At 68.6% G+C, this 14857-nt stretch carries 11 protein-coding genes; 3 read left to right on the plus strand and 8 right to left on the minus strand.

The window, feature by feature from the left end; all coding sequences use genetic code 11:
- Positions 1 to 6: 6 nt before the first annotated feature.
- Positions 7 to 1362 (minus strand): GH12 family glycosyl hydrolase domain-containing protein, encoded by a 1356-nt coding sequence (locus ACTWPT_RS19800; RefSeq protein WP_443178899.1) that lies wholly within the window; start codon positions 1360 to 1362, stop codon positions 7 to 9.
- Between the two features lie 184 nt (positions 1363 to 1546).
- Here ACTWPT_RS19800 and ACTWPT_RS19805 point away from each other — a divergent pair, with 184 nt between their 5' ends.
- Positions 1547 to 2602 carry a lytic polysaccharide monooxygenase gene (locus ACTWPT_RS19805; RefSeq protein ID WP_443178900.1) on the plus strand — a complete coding sequence of 352 codons (1056 nt, stop codon included), beginning with the start codon at positions 1547 to 1549 and terminating at the stop codon, positions 2600 to 2602.
- Positions 2599 to 3114: a hypothetical protein gene (locus ACTWPT_RS19810; protein WP_443178901.1), complete on the plus strand. Its 516-nt coding sequence runs from the start codon at positions 2599 to 2601 to the stop codon at positions 3112 to 3114. The genes ACTWPT_RS19805 and ACTWPT_RS19810 overlap by 4 nt, the downstream gene beginning before the upstream one ends.
- 191 nt (positions 3115 to 3305) lie before the next feature.
- On the opposite strand, the gene ACTWPT_RS19815 is transcribed toward ACTWPT_RS19810, so the two are convergent.
- The 3 genes from ACTWPT_RS19815 to ACTWPT_RS19825 all read right to left on the minus strand — a co-directional run bounded on the left by ACTWPT_RS19815 (position 3306) and on the right by ACTWPT_RS19825 (position 8949).
- The gene (locus tag ACTWPT_RS19815; RefSeq protein WP_443178902.1) at positions 3306 to 3437 is read right to left on the minus strand and encodes a hypothetical protein; all 132 of its coding nucleotides are present in this window, start codon (positions 3435 to 3437) and stop codon (positions 3306 to 3308) included.
- 65 nt (positions 3438 to 3502) lie between these two features.
- Positions 3503 to 5956 (minus strand): glycoside hydrolase family 9 protein, encoded by a 2454-nt coding sequence (locus tag ACTWPT_RS19820; RefSeq protein ID WP_443179034.1) that lies wholly within the window; start codon positions 5954 to 5956, stop codon positions 3503 to 3505.
- A 44-nt stretch (positions 5957 to 6000) separates the two neighbouring features.
- Positions 6001 to 8949 carry a glycoside hydrolase family 48 protein gene (locus tag ACTWPT_RS19825; protein WP_443178903.1) on the minus strand — a complete coding sequence of 983 codons (2949 nt, stop codon included), beginning with the start codon at positions 8947 to 8949 and terminating at the stop codon, positions 6001 to 6003.
- Positions 8950 to 9260: 311 nt separating this feature from the next.
- Between ACTWPT_RS19825 and ACTWPT_RS19830 the strand changes: the two genes are divergently transcribed.
- Positions 9261 to 11570 carry a glycoside hydrolase family 6 protein gene (locus tag ACTWPT_RS19830; RefSeq protein ID WP_443178904.1) on the plus strand — a complete coding sequence of 770 codons (2310 nt, stop codon included), beginning with the start codon at positions 9261 to 9263 and terminating at the stop codon, positions 11568 to 11570.
- 151 nt (positions 11571 to 11721) lie between these two features.
- On the opposite strand, the gene ACTWPT_RS19835 is transcribed toward ACTWPT_RS19830, so the two are convergent.
- The 4 genes from ACTWPT_RS19835 to ACTWPT_RS19850 form a co-directional block, all read right to left on the minus strand.
- A complete protein-coding gene (locus ACTWPT_RS19835; RefSeq protein ID WP_443178905.1) occupies positions 11722 to 12120 on the minus strand; it encodes a J-domain-containing protein in 399 nt (132 codons plus the stop codon).
- A gap of 13 nt (positions 12121 to 12133) precedes the next feature.
- Positions 12134 to 13033, minus strand: a complete 900-nt coding sequence (gene folP / locus ACTWPT_RS19840) for a dihydropteroate synthase (protein WP_443178906.1) — start codon at positions 13031 to 13033, stop codon at positions 12134 to 12136.
- Positions 13034 to 13066: 33 nt separating this feature from the next.
- A complete protein-coding gene (locus ACTWPT_RS19845; protein WP_443178907.1) occupies positions 13067 to 13537 on the minus strand; it encodes an ATP-binding protein in 471 nt (156 codons plus the stop codon).
- 240 nt (positions 13538 to 13777) lie between these two features.
- Positions 13778 to 14827 carry an NAD-dependent epimerase/dehydratase family protein gene (locus ACTWPT_RS19850; RefSeq protein WP_443178908.1) on the minus strand — a complete coding sequence of 350 codons (1050 nt, stop codon included), beginning with the start codon at positions 14825 to 14827 and terminating at the stop codon, positions 13778 to 13780.
- Positions 14828 to 14857 lie beyond the last annotated feature (30 nt).

Below are 14857 nucleotides of genomic sequence, written 5' to 3' on the forward strand. Positions count from 1 at the left end.
CGGGCTTCATGCGCAGGTGTAGCCGCTGGGCGCCTGCGTGTTCCCGTCCGGCCTGCTCGCCTGGAAGCCGAAGCTCGTCGAGGCGTTCGGCGCCAGTGCGCCGTTGTGGCCGAGGTTCCTGGCGGTCACCGTCGAGCCGCTGACGGTGAGGCTCGCGTTCCACGAACCGGTGATCGTGTGCCCGGCCGGCAGCGTGAACGTCACAGTCCAGCCGTTCTTGGCCGAGGTCCCGGTGTTGGTGACGGTCACCGGCTGGACGACGTAGCCGTTGCTCCACGAGTTCTGGACGGTGCCGGTGGCCGTGCATCCTCCGCCGCCCCCGCCGGACAGGGTGGTCACGGTGGCGGTGGCCGACTCAGGCGAGAGGTTGTTCGCGCCGTCCCTGGCCCGCACCCGGTAGCGGTAGGTGGTGGCGGGGCTCAGGCCGCTGTCCGTGAACGACGTCGTGGAGCTGCTGCCGACCACGGCGAAGGTGTCTCCGGTCGCGCGCAGGACGTCGTAGCCGGTCACACCGACGTTGTCGGTGGAGGCGGCCCACGACAGGGTCGTGCCGGTCGACGTGGTGCCTGTGGCGGCCGGCGTGCCGGGCGTGCTCGGCGGAGTGGTGTCGGTTCCGCCCGTCGAGCCGAAGGAGAAGGAGTTGACCGCCAGGCCCGCGCCGCCGACCCACGGCTCGAAGCCGGCCTGCACGCTGGTGAGGTACCACGACCGCTGCGCGTAACCGCGGCTGATCGCGTCGGCGTAGAAGGTGTTGATGGTGAAGTCGAGCGAGGTCGCCGGCGAGGTGCGGACGTAGGAGATCACGTTCCAGCCGATGTTGCCGTACCAGACCTGCCAGGAGCCACCGGCCAGGGTCACGGTGCCGACCTGCGAGCCGACGGGCTGGACGGAGCCCTGCCGGTTGAGCCAGATCATGATCTCGGCGCCGGTGTTCTGGCCGTCGGTGCGCGGCGTGGGATCGAACCAGATGTCATAGGAGGCGTTGTAGGCGCCGGAGCTCGGATACGTCATGCTCACGGTGCTGCGCAGGGCGGCGAATCCGGAAGCGCTCGCCTGTATGGGCAGGTTGCTGCCGGTGCTGCAGGTGGCGTAGTGGCAGCCCGCGTAGATCGCCGGGTATGCGGCCGGGGACCCGTTGGTCGGTTTGTTGTGCGCGGCCTGTGTGACCGTGAATCCGCCGTTCTGGTTGACGTCGATGCACTGGGCGGTGTCGGCACCCCAGACGTTGTTCATGACGACGTAGCGGCCGCTCTGGATGGTGGTCGAGGCGTACTTGTCGCACAGCACGGGGGCGGCCTCCGCCGGCGTGGCGAACAGGCACGTGGCGAATAACGCGATCAGGGAAATGTAAGCGCGCCTCATGTCGATCCTCGGGACAAGGCTACTGGGAGCGCTCCCAATATGTCATCAAGTCCGGCTGTGACCAAGATTGGCTGAAAGTTTCACCACGCGTTGTCGAAGCACGCGGCACGTGATTCAATCGCGCTGGCCGGGCGGGCTGGGTCGTGGGGCAGGTTTCCTCTGTCGTCAGCACAAGGGAATCCCCATGAAGTTATTCAAGCCGGCGGGGATCACCGCCGCATTGGTCCTGATCACTTCTCTCCTGATGGTGCCCACGCAGGCACAGGCCCACGGGGTCTCGATGTTCCCCGGCGCCCGCACGTTCCTGTGCTGGCAGGACGGCCTGCGGGACAACGGGCAGATCATCCCCTACAACCCCGCGTGTGCGTCCGCCGTTCAGCAGAGCGGCACGACTCCCCTGTACAACTGGTTCGCGGTGCTGCGCTCCGACGGCGCGGGCCGGACCAGCGGATTCATCCCCGACGGACAGCTCTGCAGCGGCGGCACCGGCGGGCCCTACGACTTCACGGCATACAACGCGGTCCGCTCCGACTGGCCGCTGACCCACTTGACCGCGGGCCGCACCATCCAGATGCGGCACAGCAACTGGGCCAGGCACCCCGGCGCGTTCAACTACTACATCACCAAGAACGGATGGAACCCGAACGCCCCGCTGAAGTGGTCTGACCTGGAGCCGTTCGGCAGCGTCACCAACCCGCCCGAGAGCGGCGGCGCCGGCGGTCTCAACTACTACTATTGGGACGCCCAGCTCCCGGCCGGCAAGTCCGGGCAGCACATCATCTTCACCCACTGGATCCGCTCGGACAGCAACGAGAACTTCTACAGCTGCTCCGACGTCACCTTTGACGGCGGCAACGGCGAGGTCACCGGGGTCGGCCCCGGCGGCCAGTCGCCGGGGCCTTCCCCGACGGTGACGCCGACGACCCCCACGGGCGCCTGCACGGCGACGTGGAAGGCCACCGACACCGGCTGGGCCGGCCACTTCCAGGGTGAGGTGACCGTGCGCAACAACGGCACCAGCTCGCTCAACGGCTGGACGGTCAAGTGGACCTACAGCGGCGGGCAGGGCTTCGAGGGCTCGCCGTGGAACGGCGTGCTGACCGGGCAACCGCCCAACGTGACGGTCACGAACGCCAACTACAACGGGCAAGTGGGGCCGAACGGCACGACCACGTTCGGCTTCAACGCCACAGGCTCCGTTCCGAACCCGGCACCTACCCTGACCTGCACCAGTCCGTGATCAAAACGCGTCGCGGGCTAGTCGCGGCAATCGTCACCCTGGCCAGCCTGACCCTGGCCGGGGTGATGTTTTTCGCCGCCAGGCAGCCGTCGTCACAGTTGCAGGAAGAGCTCGCCGCGCAGGTCACCAAGATTCTCGAGGAATCCTCGCCCGACGAGCACCACGCCCACGGGCACACCTTCGAATCACGTGTCGTGTGCGCCGTGGAGCCGTTCGGCACCGAGCCCGCGGACGCCACGTCCCTCGTCGAGGTGACGTGGGTGTACGCCCGTCACATCTGTGCGATCACCGGCGAGAGCCCCGACTGGGCCGCCTCCGTGCGGGCCGGGGGCCCGATCGCCGTCAAGATCAGCATCCCACCGCAGATCCGCGTGCCCGAACCGGGCGCGGGTTATCCGGACAGGGTCAGGAACCTCATCCCCGAGCGCTACCACGAGCAGGCGTTTCGGGAGGAATTCGAGGACGACACCGCCATCGAGGCGGCTCGCCAGAGGTTCTCCCAAGCGAAATAACCGAGGACACAAACAAACGGACGCGGCCGACTGGAGGAATCGGCCGCGTCCGTCCCATCCGGGCGGGGATGGTTTCATCGGGCAGGGATATGGAGTTGTGGCCTCACCTCCTCAATACGCAGCCGACGGCCCCCGTGTTCAGTGGGGCATTCATTCAATTGGCGCAGGCGTAACCGGACGGCAGGGCCGTGTTACCGTTCGGACGGCCGGCCTGGAACCCGAAGCCTGTGCTCGCGTTCGGGCCGAGCGTGCGCGTTCGCGGCCGTGGCCGGCACGACGGCGAGGGCCGCCGCGACCGCCAGCGCGGTGAAAGGTGACTTCATGAAGAGCCTTTCCCTGATCCGTGGAACCGCCCCCGCCACGAGGCGCGGCGGGGGCGGGTCCGCGCTCAGGCGGGGGTGCAGGTGATCGGGTCGGGGGTGGTGGCGGTGCCGTTGGCGATGAAGCCGAACGTGGCGGTGGCGTTCGGGGCGAGCGTGCCGTTCCAGGCCTCGTTCTTGACCGAGACGCTGGAGCCGGTCTGGGTGTGCTTGCCGCCCCACAGCTGGGTGATCTGGTTCTGGGAGGTCCAGGCGACCGTCCAGCCGTTGATCGCCGAGGTGCCGGCGTTCTTCACCGTGACCTCGGCCTGGTAGCCGCCGCCCCAGGAGCTCGTCACCTTGAACGCCGCCGTGCAGCCGCCCGGAGGCGGCGGCTCCTCGTCCGTGGTGGTGAACGGCGTGCCGTCCGACGGCGCCGAGGTGTTGCCCGCCGCGTCCCGCGCCACCACGGAGGCGGTGTAGGACGTGGCAGGGGTGAGCCCGCTCAGGTCGAAGGAGGCGCTCGTGGCCGTGCCTACCTTGGTGGACCCCAGGTAGACGTCATAGCCCGTCACGCCCACGTTGTCCGTGGAGGCCGTCCAGCTGAGCTTGGCAGTGGAGCCCGTGATCCCGGAGACTGCGGGCTTGCCCGGCTTGCTGGGCGGGGTGTCGTCCTCTTCCTCCGGACCCGGGGGCTCACCCCAGATCTTGGTGGCGCCGCTGTAGAGGGTGATGTTCTGGGTCCGCGCCGGCGTCGCGCCGGGCGTCGTGGGGATGTTCCGGTACGACCAGTCGTTGGCCGGGTCCCACGTGCCCGCGCTGCTGATCCTGAACTGCACCTCCCTGCGGTGTTGTGACTGCCCGGCCGGGGCGATGGCCTGCCCCGAGCAGTCGATGTTGACGTAGTACGTGCTGCCGCCCGCCGAGTGCAGCGTGGGCGCCTTGCACTGCGTGTACGCCGACGACACGCTGATCTGCGAGGCCGTCGTCGAACCGTCCAGCGTGAAGTAGTAACGGAACGAGCCGTCGGACAGCACCCTGGCCGGCCAGGCCGACTGGTTGCGGACGATGGCCTTGATCTCGGTGAAGTTGGTCCCCGAGGCGTTCACGCCTGCCTCGACGAAGATCTCCGGACCGTCGGGCGTCTCCTGCGCGGGGAAGTTCGCCGCAGGGGCGCCGCCGTACTCCTTGTAGAGCCTGGCCACCGCGCTGGTGAAGCCGGCGTTGTAGTCGGTGGCGACCTCGTTCATGACGTAGTCGTCACGCTTGTCGGTGTAGGCGTCGTTCGGGTCGGGCGGGCCGCCGACGAGCGCGCCGTACAGGGTGTGGCGGGTCTGCTCGGGGTTGGTGATCTGGTCGGTCCACGAGCCGTGCGCCGTGCGGTGATGCGGGTTCTTCGGCGGGTTGGCGCCGAAGCCGATCAGGTAGGAGGAGTTGCGCGGGTTGTCGCCGAGCGCGTAGTTGATCTGCCGCACCGCGAAATCGTGGTAGCGGGCCTTACGCGTGGCGTCGGTGATCGAGTCGCTGTGGACGAGCGCCGCGAACGAGGTGTTGGCCGCGTACCGCAGCGAGCCCCACCGGTCGAGCACGGCCTGGCCGCCCGGCGAGTACTTGACCTGGGAGCCGTTGACGCCGACCGTCCACCAGTCGAGCCAGCGGTTGGCGTCGTCCAGGTACTGCTGCTTGCCGGTCAGCTTGTGCAGCAGCACGTACGCGCCGTACGACTTGTCGTCCCAGGCGATCGTCCACTTGTACGACTTGGTCGTGCTCTGCGGCTCGGTGCCCAGGTTGGCGTAGCCGCTCTCGGCCTTGGCCAGGTAGGAGGCGTCGTTCGTGGCCCGGTGGAGCCAGATCGCACCCCACACCAGCTCGTCGTTGAAGCCGCTCCAGGAGTTGTAGTAGCCCTGCGCGTCGGTGATGCAGTCGCTGTACTTCTTCCTGACGGTGTCGGCAAAGGAGTACAGCTGCTTGGCGTGCGTCACCAGCGTGTCGGCATATGTCGGGTTCGTCGGGCGGAAGACGATCGAGGAGGCCGCCATCGCCGCCGCGGTCTCCCCCGCCAGATCCGAGCCGCCGCAGGACGCGTCGATCTTGTACGCGGGCCGGTTCATCTGCATGGCCTCGGCCGGACCCCACCAGGCATGGTCCGTGCCGCCGTTGCCGACCTGCCCGTAGAGCACGTTCGCCGACGGGTGGGCCTTGATGAAGTAGTCGTTGACGAACTTGAGGTTGTTGAGCAGATGGGTGAGCTGCCCCGAGGAGGCGTACGCGTCTCGATACTCGACCGCGCCCCAGGCCAGCATGGTGGCGGAGAACGCCATCGGGAAGCCGAACTTGACGTGGTCGCCGGCGTCGTACCAGCCGCCCGTGAGGTCCACGCCGACGTCCTTGCCGTCGTTCATGCCCGAGTCGCCGCGCCAGGAGACGCGGTTCCAGTCGGGCAGCGCGCCCGACTGCTGGGCCTCGTAGAACCACAGCGACTTCTGCAGCGCCTCGCCATAGGCGAAGGCGGGTGCGGCGTGGGCCGCCGGCCCCGCCCCCATAAGGGGCAGGACCAGCGACGCCGCAGCTATCAGTGCTGCTTTTCTCACGGGAAGAGCCGCCCGTACTCGGCGAGGGCGACGGCCACGTCGACCTGCGCCCAGAACCGGTGGTAGTTGAAGGTGGGAGCCGGGCCGGTGCCCTTCAGGAAGGCGTCGACCTTCGGCCAGTCGGGGTCGTTCTTGTAGAAGGACCTGATCGAGATGAACGTGGAGTTGGAGTTGATGGCGTCGCCGTTCGGCATCTCGCCGCTCCAGCCGGCCGGCACGTACACCGCGTCGTCGATGCGGGCGTAGTCGGCCTTGGTCTCCGGCACCGACACGCCCTTGGCGTCGCGGTTCTCCCAGACGCCGTCGAGCAGCGCCTTGGCGGTGTCACGCGCCTCGGTGTGGTTCGCCCTGGCCGCGTAGTACATGAGGACCTTGGCGTAGGAGCCGGCGACGCCCACGTCCTGCGTGTAGTCCACGACGGTCACGCGCAGGTTCGGGTTGGCCGGCGGCATGCCGGTGGTGGCGTTGAAGTCACCGGCGGGCTGGCCGGTCCAGCGCAGCGTGGAGGGCATCTGGTAGCTGCCGTCCGCGTTGATCGTGGTGTTGTCCAGCGCCCAGGTCACCCACTTGTCGAGGATGGCCTTGGCATCGGCGTTGCCGGTGACGTTGTAGAGCTCGGCCACCCGCTCCAGCGACCACGCCTGGAAGCCGAACCACTGGTTCGACGGCGGGTCGTGGTAGACCGGCTGCCAGTCGTAGGCCATGCCGTGGAACTTCGGCAGACCGCTCGGCGGTGCGCTGTAGTTGCCGTTCCAGCTGTTGGTCGCCCCGCCGGCGATGGCGCCGTCGGCGGACTGCAGCCACTTGTAGAACTGCAGCTGGCGGGTCAGGCTGGTGCTCCAGTCGGCAGCGCCGGTCTGGCTCTTGGGCTTGAGCTCGGTCACGTTCGACAGGGCCCAGGCCGCGAACGGGTTCTGGTAACCGGAGTGGTTGTGGCTGGAGCCGATGCGCCAGGCCCATCCGGCGCTGGTGTCGGTCGCGCCGCCCCAGGCGTAGTACCAGTTGAGCAGGTAAGCGGCGGAGTCCTTGCCGGTGCCGACCGCACAGGAGGGGCTGGTGCAGCCGGGCTTCTTGAAGTACTTGTCGTACATCGCGTAGCGCAGGTAGTCACCCATCTTGGCGGCCTTGGCCACCGTCGCGGAGATCTCCGAGCCCTTGTTCTGCGCCTTGGCCCAGGTGTTCGCCCAGTACGCCACCTGCACCGCGCGCGCGTCGGCGTCGGGGGCGTTGGTGTACTTCCACTGCTTGGCGTAGGAGCCGTCCTTGATGAACAGGTCCAGGTAGCCGTTGGTGCCGCCGTGGGCGAAGGTGTCGCAGGACGGCTGCGGGATCGTCTCGAAGACCGACTCCTCCGGGCCGCGCTGGTAGGTGTTGATGTAGGCGGGCTTGGTCGTGCCGTCGCCGCAGCGGCCGAAGCCGTAGGTGTTGTCGACGTCCAGCAGCCAGTGCATGCCGTAGATGTCGCGGGTGTTGTACGCGGTCTGCAGCTCGCTCGCCAGCGGGTCGGCGCCCACCGAGACGCTGGAGTCGATCGGCGACGGGTAGTTGCTGATCGCGTTGTGCTCGGCCGCGTACGTGGCCGGCTTCGACGGGTTGTAGAAGGAGTTCGTCGGCTGGTCGGCGGTGGCCGGGATGATGTACTTCTCCATCGAGGCCCACGCGTTGTTGAACTTCGACCAGTCGCCGGTGACCTGCCCGTACGTCGCCTCCAGCCACAGGTAGTAGCTGTAGGCCTCGGACGTGGTCTCGTGCCCGTGGTCCGGCGCCTCCACCATGAAGGTCTCGACCGAGTGGTAAGGCACTCCCTCGGGCGAGAAGTAGCCGTTGGCCGGGTCGTGGAGATCGTTGTAGAGCTCGACGAAGCGCTTGACGTACTCGTTGTCGCCGCCGAGGTCGTTGTCGGCCTCGCTGACGTTGACGTCGACGGGGTCGTAGCCGGCGGCGCTGACCCTGATCACGGCCGAGCCGCTGGTCGTGTCGCTGTCCTCGGCCGCGTTCACCGGCACGGTCTGCGCGGTGTTCCAGTTGGCCGGCGTGAACGTTCTGCTGGTGTTGCCGACGGTGATGTCGGCGTCACCGCTGGCCTTGGCGACGTTGACGGTCACGTTCGACGAGGGCGCCTGCGAGAGCTTCACCGTGAAGCTCGCCTGTCCTCCCTCCGGCACGGAGAGCGTCAACGGGCTCACCACGAGCGCGGGGGCCGTGTCCGCGGAGACCGTGATGCCGACCGGATCCGAGGTCTTGGTCGCGCCCCCGTTGTCGGTGGCCTTCGCGGTGATCGAGTAGCTGCCGGCCGCCACGTTCGTCCAGCTGTAGCTGTACGGCGCCGAGGTGTCGGTCCCCAGCAGCGTGGACCCCTGGTAGAAGTCGACCTTGGAGACCGTGCCGTCGGAGTCGGCCGCGTCGGCGGCGATCGGCACGGTGGCCGGCGCCGTGAACCTCTGCCCGGCGGTCGGCGAGGTCAGCGACACCGTGGGCGCGACGTTGTTGCCAGTGCCGCCGCAGGTGACGCCATTGACGCTGAACGTCTCCGGGTTCGGGTTGGTGCCCGTCCACGTGCCGTTGAAGCCCATCGTCGTGGAGGCCCCGGTGCCGAGACTGCCGTTCCACGGCATGTTGGTGCCCGTCATGCGCGTGCCGGACTGGGTCCAGTTCGCGCCCCAGCCGCTCGGCGTGTACTTCTGGCCGGTGGTCGGATAGTCGAAGGCCAACGACCACGAGGTGATCGGGTCACCGGTGTTCTTCAACGTGATGTTCGCGGTGAAACCGCCCTGACCAGGGCTGCTCGTCCACGAGTTGGCAGAGTAGGTCACGTCACACGACACCGCGGCCTGGGCGGGTGCGGCCGCCACGGCCGTGGTAACACCGGCGACGAGGACGAGGGTCGTGGCCACGGCGAGCCGTCTCGTCACGCGCGATAAGAACGCGGGAGGTCTGTACTTCACGGGATCTCCATGGGAGTAGGGGTGTGGGAGCGCTCCCAATCGGGATTGTGGGGGCCGTCCGGCGTATGTCAACGAAATGGCATTGCGGTAACCGCCGTATTTCCTCCCACCAGGCTGCCGGGGATGAAAGTTTCATCGGCGTTCCGGGGCATTCAACGAGCATGCGGGGCAGTGGACACCTCCACGAAAGCCCGGCTCTGTACAGCGCCTCGCGTCCGGCTCACCATGGGAGCGCTCCCAGCCATCTAGCAGCGCACTGGAGATGATCGCTCGTGAGACTCCAACGCGGCCTTCGCAAATGGGCCGTGACCATGACCGCCGCGAGTGTCGCGGCCTTAGGACTCGTCGTCGGCCAGAGCACGGCCGCGAACGCCGCGGTCGCCTGCGACGTGACCTACTCTGCCAACTCGTGGACGAGCAGCCCTGGTCAGGGCGGTTTCACCGCGAACATCACGTTGAAGAACACCGGCGACCCCATTACGTCATGGTCGCTGGCCTTCGACTATCCGACCACCGGCCAGAAGTACACGCCGACCGGCTGGGGCGCGAACTGGACCCAGTCCGGAACCCGCGTGACCGGCACCAACATGCCCTACAACGGCAGCCTCGCCACCGGCGCCTCCGTGTCCGTCGGCTTCAACGGCACGTGGACGGGCACCAACCCGAACCCGGAGACGTTCAGCGTCAACGGCGTCACCTGCGGCGGCACCCAGACGACCCCGTCGGTGGTGTTGTCGGCCAGCTCGGTCGCGGTCAACGAGGGCGGCACCGCGACGTTCACCGCCAGGCTCTCCTCCGCCCCGGCCGCGAACGTGACCGTCACCACCGCGCGGACCAGCGGTGACACGGACCTGACCGTCAGCTCGGGCGGGTCGCTGACCTTCACGCCGTCCAACTGGAACACCGCGCAGACGGTCACCCTGGCCGCCGCGCAGGACACCGACACCACCGCCGGCACGGCGGCCTTCAGTGTCGGCGGCAACGGCGTCACCGGCGCCACGGTCAACGCCACCGAGGTGGACGACGACGCCGTCCAGGAGCAGTCGATCATCGTGACGCCGACCGCGGTGACCGTACCCGAGGGCTCGACCGCCACGTACACGGTGAAGCTGGCCACCCAGCCCTCCTCGAACGTGACCGTCACCTCGACGGCCGGCACCGGCGACACCGACATCACCGTCTCCTCCGGCGCCAGCCTCACGTTCAGCCCGACCACGTGGAACACCGCGCAGACGGTGACCCTGGCCGCCGCGCAGGACACCGACAACACCAACGGCAGCCGGCCCATCACGGTCGCGTCCACCGGACTGACCTCGCGTACCGTCACCGCCACCGAGGCCGACGACGACGGCGTCACCAACCCGACCCACGCGGAGAACCCGTATGCCGGCGCCACCGGCTATGTGAACCCCAACTGGTCGGCCAAGGCGGCCGCCGAGCCGGGCGGCTCCGCCGTGGCCAACACCTCCACGGCCGTGTGGATAGACCGCATCGCCGCCATCGCCGGCTCCTCCTCGGCCATGGGCCTGCGGGCCCACCTCGACGAGGCGGTCAGGCAGGACGCCGCCAACGGCTCCGCCCCGCTGACGATCCAGATCGTCGTCTACGACCTGCCCAACCGCGACTGCTCGGCGCTGGCCTCCAGCGGCGAGCTGCTCATCGCCCAGGACGGGTTCAACCGCTACAAGACCGAATACATCGACCCGATCGCGGCTATCATGCGCGACTCCAAGTACGCCAACCTGCGCATCGTCGCGATCATCGAGCCCGACTCGCTGCCGAACCTGGTCACCAACATCAACTCCTTCGAGAAGTGCCGCGAGGCCAACGGCCCCGGCGGCTACGTCGACGGCGTCAGGTACGCGCTGAACCAGCTCGAGCCCATCACCAACGTCTACTCCTACATCGACGCCGCTCACCACGCGTGGCTCGGCTGGGACTCGAACTTCCAGCCCGCCGTCGACCTCTTCTACAACACCATCTCCGGCACCACCGCCGGGGTGGACAGCGTGGACGGCTTCATCGTCAACACCGCCAACTACTCCATCACCACCGAGCCGCACTTCACCATCAACACCCAGGTGGGCAACCAGTCGGTCCGGGCGTCCAACTGGGTGGACTGGAACTACTACATCGACGAGCGGACCTTCGCGACGGAGCTGCGTAACCGGCTGATCGCCAAGGGCTTCCGCTCCGGGCTCGGCATGCTGATCGACACCTCGCGCAACGGCTGGGGCGGCAGCGCCCGCCCGACCGCGCCGAGCACCTCGACGGAGCTCAACCCGTTCGTCGACCAGTCGCGCGCCGACCGCCGCATCCACGCCGGCAACTGGTGCAACCAGAACGGCGCGGGCATGGGGGCGCGGCCCACCGCAAGCCCCGCCGCCGGCTTCGACGCCTACGTCTGGATCAAGCCTCCGGGCGAGTCCGACGGCGCCAGCAGGGACATCCCGAACGACGAGGGCAAGAAGTTCGACCGGATGTGCGACCCGACCTACACCGGCAACAACCTCAACAAGAACAACATGTCAGGCGCGTTGCCCGACGCGCCGTTGTCCGGGCAGTGGTTCTCGGCGCAGTTCCGCCAGCTGCTGGCGAACGCCTACCCGCCGATCAACTGAGGACCTGGCCGGGCTGAGGAGCATCGAGCTCCCTCAGCCCGGCCGGAGGGGCCTGCCTGACCCAGGTCCCTCACCAACCGGAGGGGCCTGCCTGACCCGGGTCCCTCGGCTTCCTGAAGGGGCCGGGTCGCGTCGACCCGGCCCCTTCTCGTCATTGTGCCCGGCGCCACTCCGACACGATCTGCTCGACGTCGAAGGGCATCAGGTTGAGCGGCGGGCCGGACAACCCCGTCCTGATCGCCTTGCGGATCTTGCGGTTGACATCCTCGATGATCTGCCGCGCCTCGCTCTCCGTCCGCGCGCCGCGCGCCTGGGCCAGTGCTTCCTCCGCCTCCTTGCGCAGCGCCAGCGTCGGTGGCAGCGGCATCGTGAGCCCTTCGCTCTCCACCTTCTGCTTGATCCACCACATGTCGTCGTGCGGCCGGTCCAGCCCCGGCAGGGGCTTGCCCGCGCCCGGCAGATCGTCGAACTCGCCGCGCTCCATCGCCTCGCGGATCTGCCGGTCGACCCAGCTCTCGAACGGTACGCCGGGCGGCTTGCGCTCTGTCACATCAACTCCCACGTCAGGCCAGGTTGTGACTGGGTGCGAGCGGACCGCGCCAGCCGAGCACGGCCTCGGTCATGCGTACGGAGTCCACGGCCGCGGGCACGTCGTGCACGCGCAGGATGCGGGCGCCCTTGACGATGGAGACGACGTTGACGGCGATCGTGCCTTCCTTCCGCTCCCCCTGGGGACGGTCCAGCGTCTCCCCGATGAAGTCCTTGTTGGACAGCGCCACCAGCGTCGGGTAACCGATCGAGGTGATCTCCTCCAGGCGGCGCGTCAGCTCCAGGGAATGGAAGGTGTTCTTGTTGAGGTCGTGCCCGGGATCGATGATGATCTTCTCGGGAGCGATGCCCGCCTTCAGCGCGAACGCGACCCGCTCGCGCAGGAAGTCCGCCACCTCCGAGACCACGTCGGCGTAGCTCGGCCGGAAGACCCGCCGCCCAGGGCCGCCGAGGCTGTGGGTGACCACCACGCTCACGCCGGCCGCCGCGGCGACCTCGGCGATGCCGGGCTCGCGCAGGCCGTTGGTGTCGTTGATGACGTCGGCGCCCGCCTCGATGGCCGCCTGCGCCACCTCGGGACGGTGAGTGTCCACCGATATCACGGCATCCGTCACGGCCCTGACCTCGGCGATCACCGGGGCGACGCGCTCGATCTCCTCCGCCGCGCCGATGTGCACCTGGGCGGCGCTGAAGGCGAACCCGCCGATGTCCACCCAGTCGGCCCCGTGGGCCACGGCCTTCTTCGCGGCCGCCACGGCGCTGTCCAGCGCGTACGTCCGGCCCTGGTCGTGAAAGGAGTTGGGGGTCCGGTTGACGATGGCCATGATGGCGACCTGGCGCTCGAAATCGAACTCCCGCCGCCCGATGCGCCGGACCGGAGAGATGATCCCGGGGGAAAGCTGCTCGCCGCTCACGTTGCGAGCCTACCTGGCGCAGGTGCAGGTCAGTCAGGCGGTGAAGCGGCCCGGCGGGTGACCGCCGGCCGAGACCCTGATCCGCCGCATCCGCCGGCGCATGCCGAAGTCGGGACCTCGCGGCAGCCGCATGGTGAGCCGGACCGTGGTGCCGAGCGGACTGGTGTGGAAGTCCGCCGTGTCGCACAGCCGGCGAATGAGATAGATCCCTCTCCCGGTGTAGCTCCGCTCGGACGGCCGGAACTGGCCGTCCACGTAGCCGCCGGGGATGCCCGACCCCCGATCGGTCGTCTCCGAGCGGATGACGCCGTTCACTGTCCACAACTTGAAGTGCCCGTGCCCGCCCGCGTGCTCGACGGCGTTGACGACGCTCTCGTGCACGGCAAGGACGAAGTCGTCCAGCCTCGGGCCGCTCAATCCGCAGCTCTCGGCGTGCTCCGCCACCGCACGGCGCAGCTTCGTGACATCGTGGAGTGTGAAGGGCACGGTCAACAGGGTGCGCATGACAGGCTCCTCCAAGCTGGCCTGGGTACGCGCAGAATCCGAGGGAGCGGCGCCCCCGGACCGGAAATCGAGATGAAGGGCCTGCTCAAAGGCGGCCCGTGAAGAGAGGTCCATGGCGTTCCTTCCGTGTCATTCCGACACCTCGGCCGCGCCTCAGGACCTCGAGTAGTCCACACCTTCCCAAGGAAGGTGAAAGTACACCCCGCTACATTTTTGTCGGCAACTTTTTTGGAACCACTCCTACGGGCGTCCGCCGACGCCCGTGGCGAACTCCTTGAGCCGGTCGGCCGGGCCTCCGTCCGGTGCGAGCGGGGCGGTGTCCATGCCCGCCCCATCATGCAGGCCGTCGATCAACTCCCGCATGGCCTCCCACGACGAGCGCCGCGGCGTCCAGCCCAGCACGTCCCTGGCACGTTCCACCTTCATGACCGGCAGCCGCAGGGCCATGTCGAGCAGGCCCGGCGCGACAGGCAGGAGCCTCATGTGCCATCCCGCCGCCACGGCCAATCTGGCCAGAGCCTGCGGCACCGGCACCGTACGGGTGTCGAGCAGCTTGGCCAGGTCGCGCGGGCCCAGCACGGGCTCGGCGGCGATGTTGAACGCGCCTTTCACCGGCCGCGTGGCGGCCAGCCGGTAGGCCTCGGCCGCGTCCTCCGCGTGCACCACCTGCAGCCGCAGTCCGGGAATGTCCGGCACGAACGGGATCCGCCCCGGCCGGACCAGCCGCCGCGGCACGAAGGGCCCGGCGAACAGTCTGCGTTGCTCGGTCGCGGCCACCCGCTGGAAGACGAACCCTGGCCGCATCCGCACCACCCGGATGCCGGGATGATCGTGCTCGAAGACGTCGAGCACCCGCTCCACGTACGCCTTCTCCCGTCCGTACGCGGCGCCCGGCCAGCCGTGCGTGGGCCAGCTCTCGTCCACGGGACGATCCTCGGGCCCCGGCGAGTACGCCCCCACGGAGGAGGCGTGGACCAGCGCGGACACCCCCGCCTCCGCCGCGGCGCGGAAGACCCGCATGCTGCCGAGCACGTTCGCCCGCCAGGTCGTCGCCGGGTCTCTGGTCGGCTGGAACAGCCACGCCAGGTGCACCACGACGTCCGAGCCGTCGAAGATTCGAGTCAGGTCGGCGGAGGCCACGTCGGCCTGACGCCAGTCGGTGCGGTCGACCCGCCATCCGGGCAGCCGGCGCGCGACGCCCACGATCGAGGTCACGTTCTCGTCCCCCAACAGCGCGCGCACCACACTGGTACCGACGTTCCCGGTAGCCCCAACCACAACGACTCTCATGACCGCTCCGCTGCCCGCTCTCCGTCCGCC

This window comes from Nonomuraea sp. 3N208 (genome assembly GCF_052245935.1).
GTDB lineage: Bacteria > Actinomycetota > Actinomycetes > Streptosporangiales > Streptosporangiaceae > Nonomuraea.